We start from the raw sequence: 23,805 nt of genomic DNA, 5'->3' as shown, positions 1-23,805 counted from the left end.
AATCGAGACGGACGCTGACGAACGATCTAACTGGACTGTGGCCCGCAGTCTCAGGCCAGCACCGTCGGGCCGAAGACCATCAGGATGAAGCTAGCGAGCATCGTCACGCCGACGAGCGTCGTGACCACCCGGACCCGACGACGCGTCGCCTCGACGCCCGGGATCCGCGAGATGATCGCCTCCGTCGAGGTCCGGAGGATGTGACCGCCGTCGAGCGGGAACGCCGGAATGCAGTTGAAAAACCCGAGGTTCAGGTTGATCCAGGCCGTCCAGAACAGCACGTTCGCAAGTGCAAACACGAGCGGCTCGCCGAGCGGGCTCAAGAGACCTTGCACCTCGTAAAAATTCTCGATGCCGCCGGCGAACCCGGCGAAGTTAAATTGCAGGCCGAGCAGTCCGATGATCGGCAAGAGGAGTGCGAACAGGATCTGTCCGAAGAACGTGTCGGCGACGGAACCAAACGGCTGATCGCCGCTCCCGCCGAGCAAACTGTGAAACGCCTCGGCGGGGTAGAGTTGGACGCCGAGGTCGTTGATCTCCATCGCTGTGACGCCGCTGTGGACGGCCGCGTCGAACTGCGTCGCGTCGGGATCGGCGGTCACCTCGTAGGAGACGCGCTCGTCGTCGACGTACCCTTCGAGCGTGATCGTTTCACCGGCGCGATCCGCGAGGACGGCCGAAAGGGTGGCGCCGTCGTGGGTGCGCTCTCCGTCTGCCACCGTCACGACGAAAAAGGAGTCGACCGGCGCGCCGGCTGACTCGAGAGCGCTCCCTTCCAGTACCTGTACGGATGCGCCGATCGGGACGTCCTCGTGTTCGCTGACCGTTCCGTCGGTCGCCTCGACGGCGAGCGTCACGCGCTCGTCGTCGCCGACGGCGTCTGTAACCTGCGAGCCGGTCGAGACGGACTCGCCGTCGACTTCGAGAATTCGATCTCTCAACTCGAGGCCAGCAGGCCCGCCGTCGAGAGCGGAGACGACGATCGGCGCTCGATCGACCGGGACCTCTCGTTCGCCGTCGATCGTGACCGTGATCGTTCCCGCGTCGTTTGCGTCGAGGACGTCGGCGAAGTGATCGTTGTCCTCGATCGGTTCGCCGTCGAGGTGGGTGATGCGGTCGTTTTCTCCGATCCCGGCTTCTTCGGCCGGCGATCCCGCGACGACGCCGCCGACGGCGGCACCCGGCGCGACCGCGATCGCGCTTCCGACGAGCCAGAAGAGCAGCGCGAACCCGACGATGGTGACGACGAAGTTGTTCGTCACCCCCGCCGCGAACATCCGCGTCTGGCCGCCGCGACTGGCGTCACGGCTGCTCTCTTCGTCCGGCTGGACGAACGCGCCGATCGGCAGGATGGCGACCATCGCGACGCCCATCGATTCGATGTCGATATCCTCGACGCGACAGAGCAGCCCGTGGCCGCCCTCGTGAACGACGAGTCCGACGAAGAGGCCGATGACGATCCCCGGCGCGGCGGATAACGGGAGGAAGTCGTTCACGCCGGGAATGACGAGGACGTTCTGTGGTTGCTGGATGTCCGTCGGCTGTGGGGCGACGATCGAACTGATCGCGGCACCGAGTAAGAAGATGAACATCGCGACCATCACGACGAGCGAGATACCGATGCCGAAGTTCGCCCAGGCCCGCCAGAACCGCTTGGGTCCAGAAAGCCAGTCGAGAAATTCCCGCCCGCGGGTGGTGTGCATCGTCACCATCGGGCCCTGGACCCCGACCCAGTCGGGAAGGAGGGCGAGCCTGCGAAGCACGATCAACCCGGCCCAGTAGAGGCCGAGACCGATCAGTGTCCAGGTCAGAAGCGTCGACCCGAAGAGTTCCGGGACGGAGAGGAGGGGAGTACCCATTAGTCGTCGTCCGGTCTGAGGGTGCCGAGTGATTTGTGTCTGGCGCTTCGAGATCGTCCAATGTTCGGGTCCGGCGGCGATTATCGCTCGCGCCGGAGCCGATCTACCACGAACTCGCGATCGAGTTTCGCCAGAAACTGTCCGAGCTTCGGCCCCTGTTCGTCGTCGAAGAAGAGTCGATATCCGGCGGCGAAGAAGTCTCCGACCGGGACGTCGTGACGCTTCGCCGTCTCGTAGATCTCTCCCTGGAGGTCGTCCGGGTCGTCGACACCCGCGTCGACGAACGCGGCCAGTTCGTCGAGGGCGGCTTCGGTCGCAGCATCGAAGTCGTGATCCGGGACGGCGCTTCTGGCGAGTTCGTAGTCGAACTCGTTTTCGGTCCGTCGGGCCCACGCTTGCGCCCGCTCGACGCGTGCCAGCGCCCCTTCGACCGCCCAGTCGGGCGCGTCGTCAGGAATGTGACCCTCAGTGCGGGCGATCTCCTCGCGAATCGACGGCTCGTCGGTCATCCCGAGGACGGCCGCGAAGGTGTAGGGGAGCCGTATTCGGCCCGCGCGCGGTTCTCCAACGACGAGCGGATAGACCCGTTCGGCGAATCGTCGCTCGGACTCGGGAGCGTCGACCTCGCCGAAGTAGACGCGTTCGAATCGGTCGAACTCGTCGACGAGCAGGTCCAGACGCTCGACGCTGAAGTCTCGGGCCCGGCTTGGGTCCTTCGCGAAGAAGTACCGGAGGACTTCGGGTTCGATCAGCTCTAAGACGTCGGAGACGAGGATGACGTTGCCCGCCGACGAGGAGAACGGCTCGCCGTCGAGCGTGAACCACTCGTAGACCATCGGCACCGGCGGCTCGATTTCGAGGACGTTTTTCGCGACGTCCTCACCGCTCGGCCAGGAGCCTTCGGCGTGGTCCTTGCCGAACGGTTCGAAGTCGACGCCGAGGAGCTGCCACTGGCCGGGCCACTCGAACCGCCAGGGAAGTTTCCCCTCGCGGATCGTCGCGGTTCCCTCGTGACCGCAGCCGTCGATCGTCCGCTCGCCGGCGTCCATGTCGGTACAGGTGTACTCGACGGTGGCGGGCTCGGCGTCGAGATCGACGGCTGTCACTGTTTCGGTGATCTTTCCGCAGTCCGCACAGATCGGGTTGAACGGAACGTACTCGCCGTCGGCGTCGACTTTGTCCTGGTAGGTCGAGAGGACTTCGCGGGCTCGCTCGCGGTGTTCGAGAACGAATCGGGTGACGTCGTCGAACGCGCCGTCCTCGTAGAGGTCCGTGTTCGAGAGCAGGTCGATCGGAACGTCGACCGCGTCGGCACTCTGCTGGATGATCGTCGCGAAGTGTGCGCCGTATGAGTCACAGCAGCCGAAGGGGTCGGGAATGGCCGTGTAGGGTGCACCCAGGTTCCGCCCCAGCGCGCCAGCGTCGACGTCGCCGAGGTCGACCAGATTGCCCTCCAGATCACAGAGCGTCCGTGGTAACTTTCTGAGCGGGTCGCGGTCGTCGGCGGTGAACACCTGCCTGACGTCGTGGCCGCGATCGCGGAGGACTTCGGCGACGTAGTAGCCGCGCATAATTTCGTTGACGTTGCCGAGGTGGGGAACGCCCGACGGCGAGATGCCGCCTTTGATCACGATCGAATCGTCCGGGTCGCGTTCGCCGCGTTCGAGCTGTGCGTCGATGCGCGCTTCGACCCGGTCTGCCACTTCGTCGGCCCAGAACGCGTAGTGTTCGCCGTCGCCGTCATCGTCTCCCTCGTTCTGGAGCGTGTACGGGCTTTCAGACGGCGTGTCGCGGGTCGAGTCGTCGGCGCTCATCGGTCGTCGGCCGCCCAGTACGTCGGCTCTTCGCCGACGCCCGTCGGGATTACGTCGGTTCCCTCGTGCGATCCCGAGCGGACGGCCCGGGCGATTCGATCCGGGTCGGTGCCGTCGATGACGATCGTCCGCATCCCCGAGCGCTGGATGATTTTCGCGGCGAGTAAGTCGACCGGCGCCGACGCGCCCGCGGTCATCTCGAGGTCGGCGATGACGTCGACGAGGTCCGTGGCCGAGAGTTCCTCGAACCGGGTGGCGTCGTCGGTCTCGTTCGGATCGTCGCTGTAGACGCCGGGGACGCTTGTCGCGTAGACGAGCAGGTCCGCGTCGACGTACTCGGCGAGGGCGGCGCTCACAGCGTCGGTCGTCTGGGCCGGCGCGACGCCGCCCATCACGGCCAGGTTCCCGCGGCGCAGCGCCTCGCCCGCTCCCTCGTAATCGTGGGCCGGTGCCGTCACCGACTCCTCGCTCAGCGCGGCGATCAACAGCCGGGCGTTGAGGCGGGTGACGTCGATGCCGATCTGGTCCAGTTCGATCTCGTTCGCCCCGAGATCGCGCGCGGCCCCGATGTACTCGCGGGCGACGCCGCCGCCCCCGACGACGCAGCCGACGCGACAGCCCTCGGCGACGAGGTCCTCGACGACGGCGGCGTGTGCTGAGACCCGCTCTGAGCCGGGTTCCGGCAGTAGCACGCTGCCACCGATGGAGACGACTACTTTCATGCTGTGGCGAGGTAGCCCGGTTGGAATCTTAAGGGTTGTCAAGTGGGCGGACTCGAGCGCAGCGAGAGTCCGCCGATGACTGAACGGTGACCGGCGGGAGCCGTGAAGTGCGTGGCTCGAAGAACGCGAAGAGCCACGTTGTTGTGAGCGGGGAACGAAGTGACCCGGAATCACACGCTCAGAAGACGAACGCAGAACGGATCCGGCAGTATTGCACCGACCCGCCCAGGGAAGTTGCCTATCGTCCGTTGGCCGGTGATCGAGTCGACGTCTCAGCACGGCCGACGACGCTCGACGAACGTGAGCCAGTCGTCACCATCGCTCAGCACTCGCGACGCTCGACGACTGATTCGATCGACAGCGTGTCCGATATCTCGATCGAGAGCGTCACGCCGTCGCGTTCGACGTCGATCCGGACGCGGAGTCTCCTCGGAGACGGCCGTCTGGTCGTTCGGTTAGAGGCGTTCGGGACCGACTCGCTCTCGACACCCTGCGGTCTCCGTTCGCATCTCGAGGATTCTCGCTCGGATCCTCGTCTCCGACAGCTACTAACTCGGAGCGAACGAACGGCTACGTATGCACGTGCTGGCGATAACGGACTGCGGCGCGTCCGAGGACGCCCTCGCGGGGACGGTCGACCGACTCGTCGACCGCCTCGGCCGGGAGGGGCGCGTCGGCGTGGTCCACTACGATGCGACGATCGCGGACGGGACGGCGTCGGTGCCGGATCGCGTTCCGAGCGGCGGGGACGTCACGTACGAACTCGGTGCGGACGGCGACTGGGCGGCGACCGGAACGGGGTTGTCGGTGATCGAGACGCTCGACACGCTCGCGACGACGTGTGCGTACGCCGTGGTCGTTGGCGTCGATTCGCTTCGGTTTCCGACGGTCGCTGTCGGTTCGGCCCAGGAGGCGGAGCCGGACGAGTCGGTGATCGCAACCGTCGAGAAGCCCACGGAGGTGGACGTCGAGGACGTGTTCGAGCGGGTTTCGGCGAGCGAGGCCCACGTGACGCTCCAGTCGCTCGTCGACCGGGTCACGGCCCGCCCGGAGGCCGAACTCGCGGGTGCGGTTGCGACGTTCACCGGGCGCGTGCGCGAGAAAGACGGACCGGACGACGCGCCCACCGAGTACCTCGAGTTCGAGTCGTACGAGGGCGTCGCCGACGAGCGCATGGCCGCGATTCGGACGGACCTCGAAGCTCGCGAGGACGTTCACGCGGTCGCCCTCCACCACCGGACGGGCGTCGTCCGAAACGGTGAGGACATCGTCTTCGTGGTCGTGCTCGCCGGCCACCGCGATGGGGCGTTTCGCGCGGTCGAAGACGGCATCAACCGGTTGAAAGACGAAGTTCCGCTCTTCAAGAAGGAAGTGACGGTAGACGACGAGTTCTGGGTACACGACCGGTCCTGACCGGCCAAATCGGCGCGTCGAGCCCTGTCGACGGCGCCATCCGGTGTACCGCTCGATTTGATCGGTGAGGTCCAAGCCGGCGCTCCCCGCGGGTGGCCGGCCGTTTCTTTCGTTCTGTCCGTCACTGCATCGTGAAATACCTGCTTTATTTGACTTTTTCTTACCGCGATATAATCCGCAACTATCGGGTAGAAATAATATGTTAGGGAACGATCTAAAATGTCTAACGCCTTCTAAGGTTTTTTTGAAAATTCGATTTCACGCGGTGAATGGCCACATTACCGACGCTGTCGCTGAAAGCAATCGAAACGCCACGAAGTAACCTGCCTTTATAACAGGTTTCGGCCACTGGCACTTAGATGTCGATGAGCACGACTGCATCACCCTCCACGGATACCAAGAAACGCCGCCTCAAGCAGTACTTACACGAACGCGCAGCTGACGGCGAGATGTACTTCAAAGGGAAGTTCATCGCCGACGACGTCGGCCTCTCCCCGAAAGAGATCGGCGCGCTCATGGTTCGCCTCTCCGAGTCCGCTGACGACCTCAAAGTCGAGAAGTGGTCGTACACGAGCGCGACGACCTGGCGCGTCGAGGCCGCGTAAGCCGGCCCGTTATCCGAACCGCCCCGCGAACGACGGGTCCCCGCCCGATCACCCTGCAACTTCGGTTTTTCGGCCACTGCCCGATGAGAGGTGACTGTACTGCCTGATAAGACGTGGCTGTACCGCCCGATTAGGGGTACCTGTACTGCCTGATAAGACGTGGCTGTACCGCCCGATTAGGGGTACCTGTACTGCCTGATAAGACGTGGCTGTACCGCCCGATTAGGGGTACCTGTACTGCCTGATAAGACGTGGCTGTACCGCCCGATTAGGGGTACCTGTACTGCCTGATAAGACGTGGCTGTACCGCCCGATTAGGGGTACCTGTACTGCCTGATAAGACGTGGCTGTACCGCCCGATTAGGGGTACCTGTACTGCCTGATAAGACGTGGCTGTACCGCCCGATTAGGGGTACCTGTACTGCCTACGAGTGCTACCTGCACTACCGGAGAGGAGTGACGTCGTCTTCGACCGACGGGTCGCTTCTTTCCACCGATTTCGATGAGAGTCAACCGTCGATTTATACGGGACGACGGGATAGGTCCGTCAATGTCCGAGTCGACGACTGACGGACCGCCGCTTTCGACGATTCAGTCGCTGTTCGTCGTCGACGAAATTCACCGTCAGACCGACCGGATCGTCTACGTCGGCTACCCCAGGGTACGTCCGGGACTCGTCGTCAGAGAACTCTGGCCGGCGTTTCACGAGGCCGGATACGACCTCGAAGTGACCAGACACCACGACGAGTACGCCCTCGTCGCGACGCGCCAGCGCATCGGGATCGACGGAATTCCGTGGAAACACCTCCTGCTGTTCGGGGTAACCGTCCTCTCGACGCTCTTCGCGGGCGCCTTCTGGTACCAGCTGGATCCGATTTCGAATCCGACGGCCAGCCTCCAGGCGTGGCCGTTCGCGGTGGCGTTGCTGTTCGTCCTCGGCGTCCACGAGATGGGCCACTACGTCGCGAGCCGGTATCACCGGGTCGACGCCTCGTTGCCGTACTTCATACCGGTTCCGACGCTCATCGGGACCCTCGGCGCCGTCATCAAGATGGACGGGCGAATGCCGAGTCGGAGGGCGCTGTTCGACATCGGCGTCGCCGGCCCGCTCGCGGGACTTGCCGCGACCGTCCTGGTCACGATCGTCGGACTCCACCTCGATCCGGTCTACGCACCAGAGGAAGTCGTCGAAAGCGCCGACGCCGTCGAACTGCACATCGGTTATCCGCTGTTGCTCGAGGGGCTCGCCGCCGCATTCGGACAGCCGCTCTACCGGGGCGATCCGACGACGATGGTCAACCCGGTCGTCATCGCGGGCTGGGTCGGCATGCTGATCACGTTCTTGAACCTCATCCCCGTCGGGCAACTCGACGGCGGGCACATCCTCCGGTCGATGCTCGGTCGGGCGCAGGAAACCGTCGCCGTGCTGGTTCCCGGCGCCCTGCTCGCTCTGGCTGGCTACCTCTACTTCGTCGGCGACTACGGGCTGCAGGCCGTCTCCGTCTGGATCATCTGGGGCGTCCTGACGACGCTGGTCGCGGCGGCCGGCCCCGTCGATCCGGTCGTCGAAACGCCTCTGGGCTGGCGACGGATCGCACTCGGCGTCCTCACGTTCGGCCTCGGCGTTCTCTGTTTCGTCCCCGTCCCGTTCGAGATCGTCGACTGACGAACGCCGGTGGGCGCACGATCCCTCGTTTCACCCGTGCGAGTAGCCCTCGTCTGCAAGCGGTTTGCCGTCGAGCGTGATACCCGAGTCGACGACCCGTCCCAGCACGGACACCGGGACAGAAACGGCCTCGCGGGCGGTCTCGAGTGCGTCTTCGGCAATCGTAACGACCAGCTCGAAGTCTTCGCCGAAGGTGAGCGCCGTCTCCAGGGCGGCGCCGGGATCGTCAGTCACCGCGTCGAGTTCCTCGGCGACAGGGACGCGATCGGCCTCGATCGAAAACCCGCAGTCGGAGGCCGCAGCGAGCTGGTGGAGCGAGCGGGCGAGGCCGTCGCTCGAATCCATCATCGCGGTCGCGTCTGGCGCCAGCGCGAGGCCGGCTTCGACCCGCGGATCGAAGCGAAACAGCTCGTTCGCCACTTCTTCGTCGCCCCGGTCGAACCGTTCGAGCGCGGCCGCGCTCCGTCCGAGCGTCCCGGTGACGCAGACGTAGTCGCCCGGGTTCGCTCCGCTTCGGAGCACCGGACCGCGAGCAGTCGTATCGGCGGATTCGAAATCGGGAACCCGGCCGAGCGCCGTCGTGACGACGGTAAACTCCTGGTGTTCGTCGAGGTCACCGCCGACGTAGCTGGCGCCGACCGCCTCGCAGACGTCGCGGGCGCCCCGGACGAACGAGAGGAGTTCGCGTTCGTCGAACGACTGTGCGGCGTAGACTGCCACGGCGGCCGTCGCCTCGGCGCCCATGGCGGCCACGTCCGACAGCGAGGCCCCGACGGCTCGCCAGCCGGCCGTGTACCGCGTCGTTCCGGCCGGAAAGTCCGTCGTCTCGTGGAGCATGTCCGTCGTCAGGACGTGGCCGTCTACGACCGCCGCGTCGTCGCCGACGGGCCCGAGTTCACCGGCCAGGAGTTCCAGGGCCGCGCGTTCGTCCATACTGGTGTGTTCGACGGCCCGGGAGAAAAGATACCCGAAGCGCGATCCGACTCGACTCCGTATCGTGAATCGTGTCGAAGCTTGCTTGTCGCCCGCGATCAGTCGTCGATCGCGGCGAGCGTGTCCAGGTAGCCCGAGCCGTAGAACGGTTTGTCGTGGGTGGCTGGAACGTCTGCGACCCGGCGGAGCGTCGACATTCGTCGGTTGGCGTTGTCCTGCGCGTCGACGCTCGCCAGCAGCGCGACCGCGCTGGCGACCTGTGGGGCGGCCATCGACGTCCCCTGGAACCAGTCGTGGCCGTAGGTCGCGCCGAGGTACTCGCCGTCGTCGTCGAACTCGGGGTCGGCGACACAGTTGAGTACGCCGTCGTAGACGTCGCCGTCCTCGGTGACGTTGCCGCCCGGTGCGGCGAGATCGATCGCGTTCGTCCCGTAATTCGTGTAGAACGCGGGCGTGTAGAACGGTTCGTCGGGCGCTGCGCCGGGTTCGAAGGCGACGGGGCCGGTCGAACTCACGCAGAGACCGCGAGCGGCCATGCTGGTGTCGACGTACGGCCCGTCGTGCTGGAGGTCGGTCGCCGTGTTGCCGGCCGCGTGGGCGAGCACGGTCCCCTGCTGGGCGGCGTAGGTCGTCGTTCGGTTCATCGCCTTCCCCCAGAACGAGCCGAGTTCCTGGCGCGGTAGGTAGGCCCCGAGGCTGAGATTGGCCGCCTCACAGCCGATTTCGGCGCTGTAGACGACGGCGGCGAGTACGTCACCCAAGAACGCGAACAGACCGCGCTCGTCGTTCGGCGTGAACACCCGGCAGTCGACGAGTTCCGTTTCGGGTGCCGAGCCGAGGACGTCGCCGTCGGCGGCGACGATGCCCGCAACGTGCGTACCGTGCGAGCCGGCGTACGGGCCGGGCGCGCCGTAGTCGTCCTCGGTAAAATTCTTCGAGAGTTCGGCGTTCACCGCGCCGTCGAGATCCGGATGGCCGGCGGCGACGCCACTGTCGACTATCGCGACCCTGGTACCCTCGCCGCGCGTGCGCTGGTGGACCGTCTCGATCTGCTGGGAGTGTTTGTCCCACTGATAGTCGTAGAGCGACGCCGAGTCGGCGAGCGCGTCCGCCGATGCCCCGGTTACACCCGCGGGTGCGGTCGGCCGGTCGTACGTTCCACCGGCGTCGGCTGCGTACGCGGCGCCGATCGAATCGACCGCGTTCTCGCTGGCTCTCACCACGCTAACGCCGATCGGATCGAGCCGGTGGATGACCTCCACGCTGGAACTGTCCTCGACGCTGGTCGAGTCGACGACGAACCGTTCCGTCGACGTCGTCGCCCCCGTCGTCGCGCTCCCGATGGCTCCGAACGTGATTCCGGTCGTAGCGAGAAACCGTCGACGAGTCTGTGAATGCATGCCACTCGTGTATTTCTCGACGGGAATAATGTACGTTTCCACTAGCCATATGCGTAACGCACTGGTCTAGCTAACCACCGATGGCCTGTCGAAGTTCGGCGTTTTCACCCCACTCTCCGACACGGGACGCTGTCACCCGCGATGACCGCCGGTCGGTCGTCGCGTTCGGCCGGCGACTGTCCGTGACACGGATGTCCACGGCGGCGAGACACCGATGTTCTTAAATGCGGCCGTTGGATACGCTACCCCAATGGCTACCATGTACGACGTCCCGGCGGACGCCCTCATCGAGGCGCTCGCGGCGGACCTCTCGGCGGAACTCGACGAGCCCGACTGGGCCGCGTTCGCAAAGAGCGGCGTCAGTAACGAACTACCACCCGAACAGGAAGACTTCTGGACGACGCGCGCGGCCAGTCTCCTCCGAAAGGTGGCCGACACCGGCCCGGTCGGCGTCGAGCGTCTCGCGACCGAATACGGCGGCGCCAAGGCTGGATCGAACCGCTACCGCGTCGCACCCGACCGCCGCGCGGACGGATCGCGCAACATCATCCGGACGATCCTCCAGCAACTCGAAGACCAGGGCTACGTCGAGACCGCAGAAGGCGAGGGCCGTCGAATCACCGCCGAAGGCCGAAGCCTGCTCGACGAGACCGCCGGAAACGTTCTCGAGGATCTCGATCGACCGGAACTCGAACGCTACGCCTGAACGGAAACCCTTCCTGGGCCGCTTCGGTGCACGGTCGGTCCGTAATCATTTTCCCCCGCGCGACCGAACCATCCTGGCATGAGCAACGGTGACGACGAACTCGACGAACTCCGGCGCGAACGCCTCGAGGAACTGAAAGAGCAGGCGGAGGGCCAGGAGGGTGCCGCCGAGGCCCAGCAAGCCGCCCAGCAGCAGGCCGACGCCCAGAAGCAGGCCCTGCTGCGCCAGTATCTCACCGACGAGGCCAGAAAACGTCTCAACACGGTGAAGATGAGCAAACCGCAGTTCGGCGAGCAGGTCGAACGTCAGGTCCTGGCGCTGGCTCAAAGCGGGCGAATTCAGGGCAAGATCGACGACCAGAAGATGAAGCAACTGCTGGGTGAGCTCAAACCCGAGAAGAAGCGATTCGACATCACGCGACGCTAATGCAGCTCGGATTGCTGTACAGCGGTGGCAAGGACTCGACGCTCGCGGCGTTGCTTCTCGAGGACTTTTACGACGTCACGCTCGCGACGGCTCACTTCGGAATCACCGACGACTGGCGCCACGCCGAAAACGCGGCGACCGAGCTTGACTTACCGTTCCGTCGCGTCGAACTCGACGAGGGCGTCGCCGAGGAGGCCGTCAGCCGCATTCGAGACGACGGCTTCCCGCGAAACGGCATCCAGCACGTCCACCTCGCCGCACTCGAGGGGCTCGCCGCGGCCGACTTCGACGCCATCGCCGATGGCACACGCCGTGACGACCGCGTTCCGACCGTCTCGCGCGCGCAGGCACAGAGCTTAGAAGACCGGTACGACGTCGATTACGTCGCCCCGCTGTCGGGATTCGGCCGCGGTGCGGTCGATCGGCTGGTCGAGTCGACCCTGGACGTGGTCGCTGGTCCGAGCGAGGAAATTCCCCGCGCCGACTACGAAGCCGAGCTACGGGCGAAGCTGATCGACGAAGACGGTCCGGCAGCCGTCGCGGAGTACTTTCCCGATCACGACCAGACGCACGTCACCGGTCGGCGCTGAGCCGGTCTCTGCGAGCGAGGGTTTCCGATCGCCTCACGTCAAAACTCGAACCGGGCGCCGCCGTCTTCGCTCTCTGAAACCGCGGGATCCCAGCCGTGGGCTTCCGCGACGGCTTCGACGATGGCTAGCCCGAGTCCCGAACCGTCCGGATTCGTCGAGACGCCCTGCTCGAAGAGCGAATCGCGGACTGACTCGGGAACTCCCGCCCCGTCGTCGGCGACGTAAAAGCCGGATGGCGTCGGTCCGACGCGGACGGTTTCGGCTTCGCCGTGTTCGATCGCGTTGCGAAAGCAGTTTTCGAGGAGGGTCTGGAGGCGTGACTCCTCGGCGACGAGCTGCCGGTCGGCTTCGACGTCGAGGATCGCCGTGCCCGTGTCGACGCGGTCCCAGGCGTCGAGGGCCACGTCGGCGAGCGCGAGCGGTTCGGGATCGATGACCTCCGACCCGCTGCGGGCGACCGAGAGCGTCTCCTCGATGAGGTCGTCCATTCGATCGAGACACGCGTCGACCGAGCGGAGGTGTTCTGCGTCGCCGGTCCGAAACGCCTCTTCGAGTCGCCCCTGGGCGACGTTGAGCGGGTTTCTGAGGTCGTGACTGACGACCGAGGCGAACTGTTCGAGGCGTTCGCGCTGGCGGTTTGCCTCCCGGTGGGCGGCGCGCTGGCGGATCTCGTACCAGCCGGCGACGCTGCCGGCGGCGACGCCGACGGTCCCCGAAAGTAGCGTCAGGTAAAGCGGGTTCGGCGCGCCGACGCCGTCCATCTGAAGGACGTGGAGGTGCAGGGCGGTCACGAGTGCGGCCGCGAGAAAGCCGCCGAGTCCGAAGGCGAAGACGGTGAGCCGATCGCGGGCGGCGACGTCCCGGCCGACGAGGTAGCGGTCGGCGAAGACGACGGCCGTCGCCGCGAACAGTGGGCCGATGCTCTCCAGGACGGCCCGTGAGGTAAGGTTCTCGGCGACGATGCGAAAGCCGATGACGGCAGCCAGAAACAGCCCGAGCGCCGTCAACGGAGAGAACGGGAGCTGTTCGGCCACGTCTGCGACCCAGTCGTCTTGCTCGCCCGTCGAGTGCACGCTCGCCCGGAGGGAGCCGACCCAAATGAATCTCTGGGCTGTGCTCATCGATCGGCCAATCGAACCAATCCGTCGAACCGACAATACTAACCGACACTTCAACGATCGAAAATTCCTGGCGGTGATTTACAACTGCTGTATCGCTTCACGTCCGCTCTGGCGGGTGACCGTGTCACAACGGGGCTCGGAAATCGTCCTCTCGAACGGCGTGAGCGTGCACTCGAGCGAACGACTGACCGCTCGGTCCGAGTGGACACATCAAAGTACGGGCCGCTCGAACGGGTCAATATGTACGACCGAATCAAGGGCTTTCGTGACTTCTATCCCGCGGAGATGGGTGCTCGCCGCGAGGCCATCGATACGCTGGAGGGGACGGCCCGGCGGTACGGCTTTCGCGAGATCGCGACGCCGACCCTAGAGCGAGCCGAGATCTGGACGGACAAGAGCGGCGACGACATCGTCGACGAACTGTACGCCTTCGAGGACCAGGGCGGCCGCCACGTGACGATGGTCCCGGAACTGACGCCGACCGTCGCGCGGATGGTCGTCGCGAAGCAGCAGGCGCTGTCGAAGCCGATCAAGTGGTTCTCGACGCGTCCGTTCTGGCGCTACGAGCAGGTCCAGCAGGGTCGCCAGCGCGAGTTCTACCAGACGAACGTCGACATCTTCGGGTCGGCCGAACCGGAGGCGGACGCCGAGATCCTCGCGTGGGCTGCCGACGCGCTGACCGGCCTCGGACTCACGGGCGAGCACTTCGACTTTCGCGTCTCACACCGCGACGTCCTCGGCGGGTTGATCGAAGAGTACGCCGCCGACGCGGGGACCGACGTCGACGTCGAGGCGGCGATCCGGGCGGTCGACAAGTCGGACAAGATCGACCGGACCGAGTACCTGGGCCTGCTCGAAGGTGCGGGACTGACCGACGCCCAGGCCGAGTCGTTCGCCGGGTTGATCGAGCGAAACGACCTGGAGGCGGTCCTCGCTCACACCGAATCCGCCGACGTCACCGACGCCGTCGAGAATCTTCAGGCTGTCCTCGCGGCGGCCGAGGACTTCGGCGTCCGCGAGTACTGTACGATCTCGCTGGAGACGGCCCGCGGGCTCGACTACTACACGGGCGTCGTCTTCGAGTGCTTCGACTCGGCGGGCGAGGTCTCGCGGTCGATCTTCGGCGGCGGCCGGTACGACGACCTCATCGAGTCCTTCGGCGGCCAGCCGACGCCAGCGGTCGGCGTCGCGCCGGGCTACGCGACGCTCACGCTGCTGTGTCAGCGCGCCGGCGTCTGGCCCGACGAGGAACTCGCGACCGACTACTACGTGTTGCAGGTGGGCGACACCCGGCCCACGGCCGCCCGGATCGCCAGGGAACTGCGCGCGAAGGGCCACGTCGTCGAGTCGGACGTCGCCGGGCGCTCGTTCGGCGCGCAGATGAACTACGCCGACTCGATCAACGCCGAGACGGTCGTCATCGTCGGCGAGCAAGATCTCGCGAACGACGAAGTGACGGTCAAGGACATGGACAGCGGCGACCAGGTCACCGCGCCCGTCGACGAGTTCCCGGGTGAGTACGAGAAGCCGACGATCGACGACTTCGAGTGATACCTCGCGGGGCCGCCCACGGGGACGGTCGGCTGGTTGGCCTTACTCCCGTTCGATCAGCGGCGTCTCGACGTCGGAGTCGGACGCGGCGCGTCTCGGAGCGAACGCCGAGGGTTCGTCGGTCTCGATCGGGGCGTGACCCGTCTCGACGTGGTGGTCGATCATCGCTCGGTTCAGGTCGTCACGGCTGGTCTCCGAACCGGTCTCACGCGACCAGTCACAGACCTCGCAATAGGCGATCGTCACGGTTTCTATCTCCGGATTAGAACGCCCGTTCGGTCAGTCGTTGGCTGTACTGGGACACGCATTTTACGTCGTCGATGTGGTCTCACCGACGGCTCATAACGGTTGTCGCCGGTCGACGGATTCGGTCGACGCCGCCCCGGCCCGACTAGATGAACAGGCCGCTCACCGAGGGGCCGAACACCCAGAGGAGGACGACGGCGGCGAGCGTGATCGCGAGCCAGACGCCGAGGCCGATGGCGGCGAGTCGAGCGTTTTCCCGGTCGATCGAGAGCGGATCGTGTGCGGAGTCGGTGGCCATGGACCAGTGTACGTCCCGGTAGGTCACGTAGCAACGTCCAGGATATCCTGGGTATTTTTTCTGCGTCGACGGATCTCGCGGCTCACCGCACCATTATGACGGTCGTCGGTGTAGGCCGGGCGATGGCCGACTCGCCACCGAACGTCCTGTTACTGCTTTCCGACCAGGAGCGATACGACGTCAGCGCGCCGGCGGGGCCGCCGGTCGAGACGCCGGCGATCGACCGACTCGCCGCCGACGGGATGCGGTTTACGCGGGCGGTCACGCCGATCAGCATCTGCACGAGTGCGCGCGCGTCGCTGCTGACGGGACAGTTTCCCCACGGTCACGGGATGGTGAATAACTGCCACGAGGAAGACGCCCTCCGGGTGAACCTCGACCCGGACCTGCCGACGTTTTCCGAGCAACTCGCGGGAGGCGGCTACGACCTGACATACACCGGCAAGTGGCACGTCGGACGCGACCAGACGCCCGAGGATTTCGGCTTTTCGTACCTCGGCGGCAGCGACGTCCACCACGACGACATCGACGAGGACTTCGCGCGGTATCGCGACGAGGAGATCGGTATCCCGCTCGGCGAGGTCGAATTTTCCGACGCGGTCTACACCCGCGGCGGGGAGGGCTCGCTCGTCGCGGCCACGACGCCGGTCGACGTCGAGGCGACCCGGGCGTACTTTCTCGCACGGCGGACGATCGAGGCGATCGAGGCTCACGCCGCCGGCGGTGATGACTCGGTGCCGTTCTTCCACCGGGCGGACTTCTACGGGCCCCATCACCCGTACGTCGTGCCCGAGCCCTACGCCTCGATGTACGACCCCGACGAGGTCGAGCTGCCGGCGAGCTACGCCGAGACGTACGCCGGAAAGCCGCGAGTCCAGGAGGCGTTTCTGGGCTACCGCGGCGTCGACGCCTTCGACCGCGAGACCTGGCGGGAGGTACTCGCGAAGTACTGGGGCTTCGTCTCGCTGATCGACGACCAGATCGATCGGATTCTTTCGGTGCTCGACGATTCTGGACTCGCGGCGGAGACCGTCGTCGTCCACACCGCCGATCACGGCGACTTCGTCGGCGGCCACCGACAGTTCAACAAGGGGCCGCTAATGTACGACGACACCTATCGCATTCCCCTCCACGTGCGCTGGCCGGGCGAGGTCGCGGCCGGTTCGACCTGCGACGCGCCGGTTCACCTCCACGACCTGGCGCCGACGTTCTGCGAGATCGGCGACGTCGCCGTCCCGGACTCGTTTCACGCCAGGAGCCTCCGTCCGTTACTTTCGGGCCGCCGGCCCCACGCCTGGCCGGATTCGACGTTCGGCCAGTACTACGGCGAGGAGTTCGGCCTCTACACCCAGCGGATGGTCCGAACCGACCGGTACAAGTTCGTCTACAACGGCCCGGACGTGAACGAACTCTACGATCTCCGGGCTGATCCGGCCGAACTCACCAACCTGATCGACCACCCCGACTACGCCGCGGTTCGACGCGACCTGGTCGACCACCTCGTCGGCTGGATGGACGAGACCGACGATCCGTACCGCCGATGGGTGCCCAAGACCTTCGCGTGAGAGGAAACGTTGGCGTGAGAAGGGACGTTCGCGTGAGGATAGACGTTCGCGTCTGATTGGGTGCGGGGACCTGGTCGCCATGGGAAGCGTTGTCTCGCGTGCCGACGCGACAACGATTATGAGCCGGACGCCGCAAGGGAGTGTATGACGCGATCATCGCCGGGAACGCGACTCGGCGTCGACGTCGGCGGGACGTGCACCGACGTGGTGTCGGTCAGAAACGGCCGGCTCCACGTCACGAAGACGCCGTCGACGCCCGACAGCCCGGACGAGGGCGTCCTTCGAGGCGTCGAACGCGTTCGGGAGGCGGTCGGATTCGACCCGTCGGCGGTCGCCGCGTTCGTCCACGGGACGACCGTCGCGACGAACGCCGTCCTCGAACGCGACTGGACCGACGTGGCGCTGGTGACGACCGAGGGATTTCGCGACGCGCTCGCGATCGGTCGACAGGCCCGCCCCGACATCTACGACTACACGGAACGACCGCCAGACCCGGTGGTCTCCCGCCAGCGACGGTTCGAGGTCGAAGAACGCCTCGGCGACCGGGGCCAGGTGCGGACGCCGCTCTGTGAGGCTGACGTCCGATCGGTCGCTGCACGAATTCGCGACTACGACGTCGAGAGCGTCGCCGTCTCGCTTCTGTTCTCGTTCGAGAACGACGCTCACGAGCGCCGGGTTAGGGAGATCCTCGACGAGGAACTCGACGACGTCACCATCTCGCTGTCGAGCGAGGTCCGTCCCGAGATCAGAGAGTACGAGCGGACGCTCGCGACCGCGCTCGACGCGGCGCTCAAACCCGTGATGGATCGATATCTCGGGCGACTCGAAGCGGGAATCTCTGACCGCGCCATCGACGCGCCGCTTCGGGTCATGCAGTCGAACGGCGGGACGATCGGCGCCGACAGCGCGCGACGGCGGCCGGTGAACACGCTCCTCTCCGGCCCGGCCGCGGGCGTCCAGGGGGCGGCGCACGTCGGTGGACTTTGCGGCGAGTCGGCGCTCATCACGATGGACATGGGCGGCACCTCCTGTGACGTCTCGCTCGTCTCCGGCGGCGAGCCGACGGTCGCGACGGATCTCGAGATCGGCGACTACCCGGTCTCCGTTCCGTCGGTCGACGTCCACACCATCGGGGCCGGCGGCGGCTCGATCGCCTGGGTCGACGAGGGCGGCTCCCTTCGGGTCGGCCCGCGCTCGGCCGGCGCCCGGCCGGGGCCGATCTGTTACGGCCGCGGCGGGACGGAACCGACGGTGACCGACGCGCAGGTGCTTTGTGGCCGGCTCGATCCGGACCGATTCCTCGGCGGTGAGTCGGATGACGCCGGGGCCGGTTCGACTTCGGTTCCCGATCGAGCGCGGATCGAAGCGGCGGTGGCCGAACGCGTCGCCGACCCCCTCGGTCTCGACGTCGAGGAGGCCGCCCGGGGAATATTGGCGGTCGCCAACGCGAACATGGAGCGCGCCCTTCGCGTCGTCTCCGTCGAGCGCGGACACGATCCCCGTCGGTTCGCCCTCGTCGCCTACGGCGGCGCGGGTCCGGCCCACGCGACGGCGCTCGCCGAATCGCTCGACGTCTCTCGGGTGATCGTCCCGCGAACGGCGGGCGTCCTCTCAGCGCTCGGTCTGCTCGTCAGCGACCGGGTGGTCGACCGGAGCACGTCGATGGTTCGTCGCCTCGCGGACGTCGATCCCGGCGCGCTCGCGAGCGTGTTCGCCGAGGTGGAACGCGAGGCGCTGGCACAACTGGACGAATCGGGTTCCGATTCGGAGAGCGACGAATCGGATGGGCCGGATTCCCTCCGAATCGAACGCTCGCTCGCCCTCCGCTACGCCGGTCAATCGTTCGACCTCGCGGTCGACCTCCCCGACGAAGAACTCTCCCCGGAGACGCTCGACGCGGCCGCCGACCGGTTTCACGCGGTCCACGAGCGCCGATACGGCCACGCCTCGCCCGATGAACCGATCGAACTCGTCACCGTCAGGGTTCGGGTTCACAAACCGGTCGATCCGCCGACGCTCTCGGCTCCAGCGACCGACGCCGGCGATCCGATCCGCACAGAGCGATCCGTCGACTTCGACGGAACCCTCCGCGAGACGCCGGTGTACGATCGGGCGGGGCTACCGGCCGGAGCCGCGGTCGACGGGCCGGCGATCGTCGAGGGAACCGAGAGCACGGTCGTCGTCAGGCCGGGGTGGGCGGCGACCGTCGACGAGCACGGCTCGCTCGTCCTGGAGGTGTCCTCGTGAGCGAAGAAGACGGGCTCGGAGGCGGCGAGGGCTCGGACGGCGGTGTCGATCCCGTCACCCTGGAAGTCCTGCGCAACGCGTTCGCCGCGGTCGCCGAGGAGATGAACGCCAATCTGGTGCGAACGGGCTACTCGCCGAACATCACGGAGCGCAAGGACTGCTCGTGTGCGCTCTTCGACGCCGAGGGCGAGATGGTGAGCCAGGCGGAGACGATGCCGGTCCACCTCGGAGCCATGCCGTTTTCGGTCGCCGCCGCGCTCGAGCGGTACCCGCCGGAGACGCTCGCCCCCGGCGACGCCGTCGTCTTAAACGACCCGTTCCGCGGCGGGGCACACCTGCCCGACCTGACGCTGGTCACGCCGATATACGTCGCTGACGGCGATTCGGCGGGCGAACCGACGACCGACGGCGAATCACCGGAACTCCTCGGCTTCGCCGCCAACCGGGCCCACCACGCCGACATCGGCGGTTCACAGGCCGGAAGCGTCGCGGCGGATTCGACCGAGATCTACCAGGAGGGCCTGCGGATTCCGCCGGTGAAGCTCTACGACGGTGGCGACCTCGTTCCCGATGCGATGGCGTTCATCCTCTCGAACGTGCGCACGCCCGACGAACGCCGCGGCGACCTGCGAGCCCAGCACGCCGCGAACGAGACCGGTAAACGGCGCCTCTCGGAACTCGCCGCCGAGTACGGGCTGGAGACGATCCGGTCGACGATCGACGCCGTCCAGGCGTACGCCGAGCGGCGAATGGCGGCGGCGATCGCGGCGCTACCGGACGGCCGCTACTCGTTCGCGGACGCGCTCGACGACGACGGCCGCGGGACCGAGGACGTCCGAATCGAGGCGACGGTCGCGATCGACGGCGACTCGATCTCGGTCGACTTTTCCGGGACGGATCGCCAGACCGAGGGGCCGGTCAACGCCGTCTTCGCGGTGACGGCCTCGGCGACCTATTACGCGGTTCGATGCGTGACAGACCCGGAGATTCCCGCCAACGCGGGCGCCTATCGTCCCATCGAAATCGTAACCGAACCCGGAACGGTCGTCGACGCGGAGCCGCCGGCGGCGGTCGTCGGCGGTAACCTCGAGACCTCCCAGCGGGTGACGGACGTGGTGCTCGGGGCGCTCGCGTCGGCGACACCCGAACGGGCGCTCGCCGCCGGCCAGGGGACGATGAACAACGTGACCTTCGGGGGCGTCGATCCGCGAACCGACGAACCGTACGCGTTCTACGAAACGGGCGGCGGCGGGTTCGGTGCCTGCGCGGGCGGCGACGGGATGGACGGGGTTCACGTTCACATGTCGAACACGATGAACACGCCGGCGGAGGTGCTCGAAACGGCGTACCCGCTCTCGGTCGAGCGCTACGAGTACCGGCCGGACACCGGTGGCGCCGGCGAGTTCCGCGGCGGGGTGGGACTGCGACGGGACATTCGCGTCCTCGACGACGCCCGATCGGGCGCCGCGTTCAGCCTCCTCGCTGACCGGAGACGGAACGCGCCGTACGGAATCGTCGGCGGAGAGGACGGGAAAACCGGCGCCGACGCACTGGTTCGAACCGATTCGTCGACGTCGCTGCCGGCGAAGTGTACGCGAACGCTCGAACCGGGGGACGTCGTCAGTATTCGGACGCCCGGAGGCGGCGGATACGGGGATCCGTCCGACCGCTCGACGGACGCCGTCAGACGAGACGTCGTCCGCGGCCTGCTGTCGGCCGCTCGTGCGCGATCGATCTACGGCGTCGACGTCGAGTAACGACTACTCGCGTCGCGACGCCGACTCCGACGAGTGAATCTCGGCCGAGTTGTCCGACACGGAGTCGATGCCGACTAGGCGTATCGGCCATCGCCGGATCGAACGCGGATCGCTACGACTCGACGTACTGTGACTCCCACTCGCGTCGTTCTTCGATCAGGTGTTCACCCTCGCTTGTGATATCGTAGTAGTTAGTTCGCCGGTCGAGTTGGCCCTTTTCGACGAACCCTCGATCGACGAGGGTGTCGAGATTCGGATAGAGTCGGCCGTGATTGATGTCGGAGCTGTAGTAGCCCTCGATCTCGGCTTTGACCTCTTGACCCGATGGCTGGTCGGCCGCGGCGATCACGTACAGCAGGTCGCGTTGAAACCCGGTGAGTTCGTGCATCGACAACCAGACTGACACTCCACGAGACGGAACGTTGTTACTACTCTCATACCAGCCATAAGCACTCCGTACCGCGAAACTGCGACTCGATCGGTCGCCGTCGTTCGATCCGGTGGGTTCGTCACACATCGGCGCTGTGGGACGCCGTTTCAGTCCTCCCCGTCACCCGTTCGAACCCGGCGAGGCCGCGACGTCGATCGAATAATCCGTCCTTAGCGTCGATCGAAAACAGGTAGGTCGTCGATACGGTCACGAATTCGTGATAGTCACGCGTTTAGAATATTATAAACATAGAAAATATACTCAATTTATGAACGTTTGTGGATTTCGACTAGAAGACTTATGGTGGGTCCGCCGCGTTTCCCGGTATGGCACGCGACAATCCGGTACGAACCGGTGTGCACTCGAAGACAGACGAACCGCTTCCGAACCTCGTGACGATCGTTGGACGAGGTGTCCCCGCCTCGTTCGAAGTGACCGTCGACGGCGAAATCGAGGCCGAGAGCGACGATCCGGTCTCGGATACGACGATCGTTTCGGGATCGTCCGCCGAGGGAATGATCGAAGTCGGCGTCACTCGTCTTCGCTTTTCGGGCGAGCTGGCGAACGTCCACCTCGCAGACTGGAACGGCACTCCCGCACCCGAATCGGCCAGCACACCGTCAGTCCACGTGGAGTACAACGTTTAATTCGCTTCTTTCTCTCGAGTAGGGGTTCGGACCGGTCTCGTCGACCGGCCCACTGTTTCACGTAGCGCTGAGCGGCAGGTTCTGATCCGACGAACCTGCGTCGTCGCGTACCGATTTCTCGCGTCGAACGACCGTCTGTACGCGCCGACCGATCGGATCGTCACCGGTAGCCGAGATCGGCCAGCCGCTGTTTCGTGCTCTCGGTCATCGAGACCTCGGCTTCGACACGTGGCGTCGACGCGAGCGGACCGAGCGTCGACTCGAGTCGCCGTTCGAGCCTGGCGGCGACCGCCGGCTCTTCGTCGACGACGTTGCGCGACTCGTCCGGATCCGTCGGCAGGTAGTGTAGCCGACTGAATCCGTCGTCACCCTCGACGTACTTGTAGTTCGGCGTTCGAACCGAACGGAGGCGCCGATCGTACGTGTAGATGCGCTCGGGGAGGTCGCCAAAGCGCGCCTCGAGTCGATCGATCGACGGCTGGGGCGTGACGTACTCGGCGAAGACGGCCTCGCGCGGAGTGGCGGACGAATCCGGGTGAAGCGAGCGACCCCGACTCTGATTCCGGAGCCGGCCGTCGCGAACGCCGGTGGCGTCGAGGAGCGTGTCGGGGAGATCACACAGTTGAACGAGATCGTCGCGGTGCTCGCCGCCGTCGAACGCCCCGCCGGTGACGACGAGCGGCACCGAGAGCAGGGTGTCGTAGAGGTTGTACTGGTGGCCGAAGAAGCCGTGCTCGCCGACGTGCTCGCCGTGATCGCCACAGACGACGACGATCGTTCGCTCCCACTCGCCGGCGGCTTCGAGCGACAGTCGGAGTCTGGCGAGCTGGTCGTCGACGTAGGCGAGCGAGCCGCGGTAGAGGCCGCGTAGCTGTTCGAACTCCGCGTCGGTGAGGTCGTAGTCGCCGCAGTCGAACGCCCGCGGGTCCTGGCGAATCTCGGCGGCCGACTCGTAGGTTGCACCGGGCGGGAGGTATCGTTCGGCGTACTCGCGAGGTGGATCGTACACGACGTGCGGCTCGATGAGGTTCAGAAAACAGAAGAACGGGGTCGAGCGATCGCGATCGGTCACCCAGTCGCCGATCCAGTCGACGCTGCGGGCGGCGCCGTCGTCGCCGGCCGGTTGCACGAACTCGCTGTAGATCACGTTCGCGAGGTTCACCAGCGGATTCCCCTCGAAGAGGCGTGCTCGCGTCGCTTCGATTTTCTCGGAGAGACACTCCCCGCGGACGACGCCGCCCATGTCCGTTTCGGACTGGCGGTACTGCCAGCCTCTACGAAGCTGGGAGAATCCGCGGTCGAACCCGAACTCCTCGGTGATCCAGGTGTTGTTCGAGACGCCGACGGTCTCGTAGCCCGCGTCGGCGAACGCCTCTGGGAGCGTGCGCAGGCTATCGTCGAGGACGGGATTGGCGCCGTGGGTGCCGTGTTCGCTCGGATAGGTGCCGGTAAACAGCGAGGCGTGGGAGGGAACGGTCCACGGCGCGGTCGAGAAGGCCCGTTCGAACCGCGTCCCCTCCTGGCCGAGTCGGGCGAGCGTCGGCGTAATCTCTTCGTCGACGTCGGCGGCCCGGGCCGTGTCCAGGACGACGAGACAGACGTTCAGCCGTTCGTCCGGGGCGGCCGACCCGGATCCGTCGTAGGCCGTCCCTACCGTCGAGGCCGATCGATCGGCGTCGGTCGTGCGGGTCGTCGCGGTAGTGCGACCCGACGCGATATCATGGCTCTGCCCGTCGTCCGCAGAATCGCCATCGGCGGTCATGGTATCCATAGCTGCAGCGTTCGCCCGGAAGGTCGCGGCCCCGGCGT

21 protein-coding genes are annotated in these 23,805 nt (G+C 66.1%); 11 read left to right on the top strand and 10 right to left on the bottom strand.

Annotated elements, in window-relative coordinates; genetic code table 11:
• Nucleotides 1-50 precede the first annotated feature (50 nt).
• The 3 genes from NKH31_RS06370 to pyrH form a co-directional block, all read right to left on the bottom strand.
• A complete protein-coding gene (locus tag NKH31_RS06370; RefSeq protein WP_254864294.1) occupies nt 51-1,859 on the bottom strand; it encodes a site-2 protease family protein in 1,809 nt (602 codons plus the stop codon).
• A gap of 80 nt (nt 1,860-1,939) precedes the next feature.
• Nucleotides 1,940-3,673: a lysine--tRNA ligase gene (gene lysS / locus NKH31_RS06365; RefSeq protein ID WP_254864292.1), complete on the bottom strand. Its 1,734-nt coding sequence runs from the start codon at nt 3,671-3,673 to the stop codon at nt 1,940-1,942.
• On the bottom strand, nt 3,670-4,395 hold the full coding sequence (gene pyrH / locus NKH31_RS06360) for a UMP kinase (protein WP_254864291.1): 726 nt from the start codon (nt 4,393-4,395) through the stop codon (nt 3,670-3,672). The genes lysS and pyrH overlap by 4 nt, the downstream gene beginning before the upstream one ends.
• 576 nt (nt 4,396-4,971) lie before the next feature.
• Here pyrH and NKH31_RS06355 point away from each other — a divergent pair.
• From NKH31_RS06355 to NKH31_RS06345, 3 genes are all read left to right on the top strand, one after another.
• The gene (locus tag NKH31_RS06355; RefSeq protein WP_254864290.1) at nt 4,972-5,808 is read left to right on the top strand and encodes a molybdopterin synthase; all 837 of its coding nucleotides are present in this window, start codon (nt 4,972-4,974) and stop codon (nt 5,806-5,808) included.
• A 359-nt stretch (nt 5,809-6,167) separates the two neighbouring features.
• Nucleotides 6,168-6,413, top strand: coding sequence for a DUF7123 family protein (locus NKH31_RS06350; protein WP_254864289.1), 246 nt, complete (start codon nt 6,168-6,170; stop codon nt 6,411-6,413).
• Between the two features lie 550 nt (nt 6,414-6,963).
• Nucleotides 6,964-8,079, top strand: a complete 1,116-nt coding sequence (locus NKH31_RS06345; protein WP_254864288.1) for a site-2 protease family protein — start codon at nt 6,964-6,966, stop codon at nt 8,077-8,079.
• A 30-nt stretch (nt 8,080-8,109) separates the two neighbouring features.
• On the opposite strand, the gene thiL is transcribed toward NKH31_RS06345, so the two are convergent.
• Entirely contained in the window at nt 8,110-9,012 is a 903-nt protein-coding gene (gene thiL, locus NKH31_RS06340; RefSeq protein WP_254864287.1) for a thiamine-phosphate kinase, read from the bottom strand.
• Between the two features lie 98 nt (nt 9,013-9,110).
• Nucleotides 9,111-10,412 carry a S8 family peptidase gene (locus NKH31_RS06335; protein ID WP_254864286.1) on the bottom strand — a complete coding sequence of 434 codons (1,302 nt, stop codon included), beginning with the start codon at nt 10,410-10,412 and terminating at the stop codon, nt 9,111-9,113.
• A 250-nt stretch (nt 10,413-10,662) separates the two neighbouring features.
• Between NKH31_RS06335 and NKH31_RS06330 the strand changes: the two genes are divergently transcribed.
• The 3 genes from NKH31_RS06330 to NKH31_RS06320 all read left to right on the top strand — a co-directional run bounded on the left by NKH31_RS06330 (nt 10,663) and on the right by NKH31_RS06320 (nt 12,134).
• Nucleotides 10,663-11,118, top strand: coding sequence for a 30S ribosomal protein S19e (locus tag NKH31_RS06330; protein ID WP_254864285.1), 456 nt, complete (start codon nt 10,663-10,665; stop codon nt 11,116-11,118).
• Between the two features lie 78 nt (nt 11,119-11,196).
• Nucleotides 11,197-11,544: a DNA-binding protein gene (locus NKH31_RS06325; RefSeq protein WP_254864284.1), complete on the top strand. Its 348-nt coding sequence runs from the start codon at nt 11,197-11,199 to the stop codon at nt 11,542-11,544.
• Complete coding sequence (locus tag NKH31_RS06320; protein ID WP_254864283.1) at nt 11,544-12,134, top strand: DUF7411 family protein; 591 nt, start codon at nt 11,544-11,546, stop codon at nt 12,132-12,134. The genes NKH31_RS06325 and NKH31_RS06320 overlap by 1 nt, the downstream gene beginning before the upstream one ends.
• Before the next feature lie 38 nt (nt 12,135-12,172).
• Here the strand turns inward: NKH31_RS06320 and NKH31_RS06315 are convergent, their stop codons facing one another.
• The gene (locus tag NKH31_RS06315) at nt 12,173-13,207 is read right to left on the bottom strand and encodes a sensor histidine kinase (RefSeq protein WP_254864282.1); all 1,035 of its coding nucleotides are present in this window, start codon (nt 13,205-13,207) and stop codon (nt 12,173-12,175) included.
• Between the two features lie 288 nt (nt 13,208-13,495).
• Between NKH31_RS06315 and hisS the strand changes: the two genes are divergently transcribed.
• Nucleotides 13,496-14,806, top strand: coding sequence for a histidine--tRNA ligase (hisS, locus tag NKH31_RS06310; protein ID WP_254864281.1), 1,311 nt, complete (start codon nt 13,496-13,498; stop codon nt 14,804-14,806).
• 42 nt (nt 14,807-14,848) lie between these two features.
• On the opposite strand, the gene NKH31_RS06305 is transcribed toward hisS, so the two are convergent.
• Both NKH31_RS06305 and NKH31_RS06300 read right to left on the bottom strand, forming a co-directional pair.
• Nucleotides 14,849-15,052: a hypothetical protein gene (locus NKH31_RS06305; RefSeq protein WP_254864280.1), complete on the bottom strand. Its 204-nt coding sequence runs from the start codon at nt 15,050-15,052 to the stop codon at nt 14,849-14,851.
• A 145-nt stretch (nt 15,053-15,197) separates the two neighbouring features.
• Nucleotides 15,198-15,350 (bottom strand): hypothetical protein, encoded by a 153-nt coding sequence (locus NKH31_RS06300; RefSeq protein WP_254864279.1) that lies wholly within the window; start codon nt 15,348-15,350, stop codon nt 15,198-15,200.
• 122 nt (nt 15,351-15,472) lie between these two features.
• Here NKH31_RS06300 and NKH31_RS06295 point away from each other — a divergent pair, with 122 nt between their 5' ends.
• The 3 genes from NKH31_RS06295 to NKH31_RS06285 all read left to right on the top strand — a co-directional run bounded on the left by NKH31_RS06295 (nt 15,473) and on the right by NKH31_RS06285 (nt 20,919).
• Complete coding sequence (locus NKH31_RS06295) at nt 15,473-16,915, top strand: sulfatase family protein (protein ID WP_254864278.1); 1,443 nt, start codon at nt 15,473-15,475, stop codon at nt 16,913-16,915.
• A gap of 144 nt (nt 16,916-17,059) precedes the next feature.
• Nucleotides 17,060-19,162, top strand: a complete 2,103-nt coding sequence (locus NKH31_RS06290) for a hydantoinase/oxoprolinase family protein (protein ID WP_254864277.1) — start codon at nt 17,060-17,062, stop codon at nt 19,160-19,162.
• Nucleotides 19,159-20,919, top strand: a complete 1,761-nt coding sequence (locus NKH31_RS06285; protein WP_254864276.1) for a hydantoinase B/oxoprolinase family protein — start codon at nt 19,159-19,161, stop codon at nt 20,917-20,919. Before NKH31_RS06290 ends, NKH31_RS06285 begins: the two co-directional genes overlap by 4 nt.
• Before the next feature lie 112 nt (nt 20,920-21,031).
• On the opposite strand, the gene NKH31_RS06280 is transcribed toward NKH31_RS06285, so the two are convergent.
• Complete coding sequence (locus tag NKH31_RS06280; RefSeq protein WP_254864275.1) at nt 21,032-21,307, bottom strand: PadR family transcriptional regulator; 276 nt, start codon at nt 21,305-21,307, stop codon at nt 21,032-21,034.
• Nucleotides 21,308-21,675: 368 nt separating this feature from the next.
• Between NKH31_RS06280 and NKH31_RS06275 the strand changes: the two genes are divergently transcribed.
• Entirely contained in the window at nt 21,676-21,996 is a 321-nt protein-coding gene (locus NKH31_RS06275) for a hypothetical protein (RefSeq protein ID WP_254864274.1), read from the top strand.
• 160 nt (nt 21,997-22,156) lie between these two features.
• On the opposite strand, the gene NKH31_RS06270 is transcribed toward NKH31_RS06275, so the two are convergent.
• A complete protein-coding gene (locus tag NKH31_RS06270) occupies nt 22,157-23,758 on the bottom strand; it encodes a sulfatase family protein (RefSeq protein WP_254864782.1) in 1,602 nt (533 codons plus the stop codon).
• Nucleotides 23,759-23,805: the final 47 nt, after the last annotated feature.

The organism is Halovivax gelatinilyticus (genome assembly GCF_024300625.1).
GTDB classification, from domain to species: domain Archaea; phylum Halobacteriota; class Halobacteria; order Halobacteriales; family Natrialbaceae; genus Halovivax; species Halovivax gelatinilyticus.
Note: the sequence above shows the minus strand (reverse complement) of the source record. Positions and strands in the feature narration are given on the sequence as shown.

Coding starts and splice junctions, on each gene's coding strand:
- NKH31_RS06370 (WP_254864294.1), bottom strand. CDS start 1,859: ATGGGTACTCCCCTCCTCTCCGTCCCGGAACTCTTCGGGTCGACGCTT.
- lysS (WP_254864292.1), bottom strand. CDS start 3,673: ATGAGCGCCGACGACTCGACCCGCGACACGCCGTCTGAAAGCCCGTAC.
- pyrH (WP_254864291.1), bottom strand. CDS start 4,395: ATGAAAGTAGTCGTCTCCATCGGTGGCAGCGTGCTACTGCCGGAACCC.
- NKH31_RS06355 (WP_254864290.1), top strand. CDS start 4,972: ATGCACGTGCTGGCGATAACGGACTGCGGCGCGTCCGAGGACGCCCTC.
- NKH31_RS06350 (WP_254864289.1), top strand. CDS start 6,168: ATGTCGATGAGCACGACTGCATCACCCTCCACGGATACCAAGAAACGC.
- NKH31_RS06345 (WP_254864288.1), top strand. CDS start 6,964: ATGTCCGAGTCGACGACTGACGGACCGCCGCTTTCGACGATTCAGTCG.
- thiL (WP_254864287.1), bottom strand. CDS start 9,012: ATGGACGAACGCGCGGCCCTGGAACTCCTGGCCGGTGAACTCGGGCCC.
- NKH31_RS06335 (WP_254864286.1), bottom strand. CDS start 10,412: ATGCATTCACAGACTCGTCGACGGTTTCTCGCTACGACCGGAATCACG.
- NKH31_RS06330 (WP_254864285.1), top strand. CDS start 10,663: ATGGCTACCATGTACGACGTCCCGGCGGACGCCCTCATCGAGGCGCTC.
- NKH31_RS06325 (WP_254864284.1), top strand. CDS start 11,197: ATGAGCAACGGTGACGACGAACTCGACGAACTCCGGCGCGAACGCCTC.
- NKH31_RS06320 (WP_254864283.1), top strand. CDS start 11,544: ATGCAGCTCGGATTGCTGTACAGCGGTGGCAAGGACTCGACGCTCGCG.
- hisS (WP_254864281.1), top strand. CDS start 13,496: ATGTACGACCGAATCAAGGGCTTTCGTGACTTCTATCCCGCGGAGATG.
- NKH31_RS06300 (WP_254864279.1), bottom strand. CDS start 15,350: ATGGCCACCGACTCCGCACACGATCCGCTCTCGATCGACCGGGAAAAC.
- NKH31_RS06295 (WP_254864278.1), top strand. CDS start 15,473: ATGGCCGACTCGCCACCGAACGTCCTGTTACTGCTTTCCGACCAGGAG.
- NKH31_RS06290 (WP_254864277.1), top strand. CDS start 17,060: ATGACGCGATCATCGCCGGGAACGCGACTCGGCGTCGACGTCGGCGGG.
- NKH31_RS06280 (WP_254864275.1), bottom strand. CDS start 21,307: ATGCACGAACTCACCGGGTTTCAACGCGACCTGCTGTACGTGATCGCC.
- NKH31_RS06275 (WP_254864274.1), top strand. CDS start 21,676: ATGGCACGCGACAATCCGGTACGAACCGGTGTGCACTCGAAGACAGAC.
- NKH31_RS06270 (WP_254864782.1), bottom strand. CDS start 23,758: ATGACCGCCGATGGCGATTCTGCGGACGACGGGCAGAGCCATGATATC.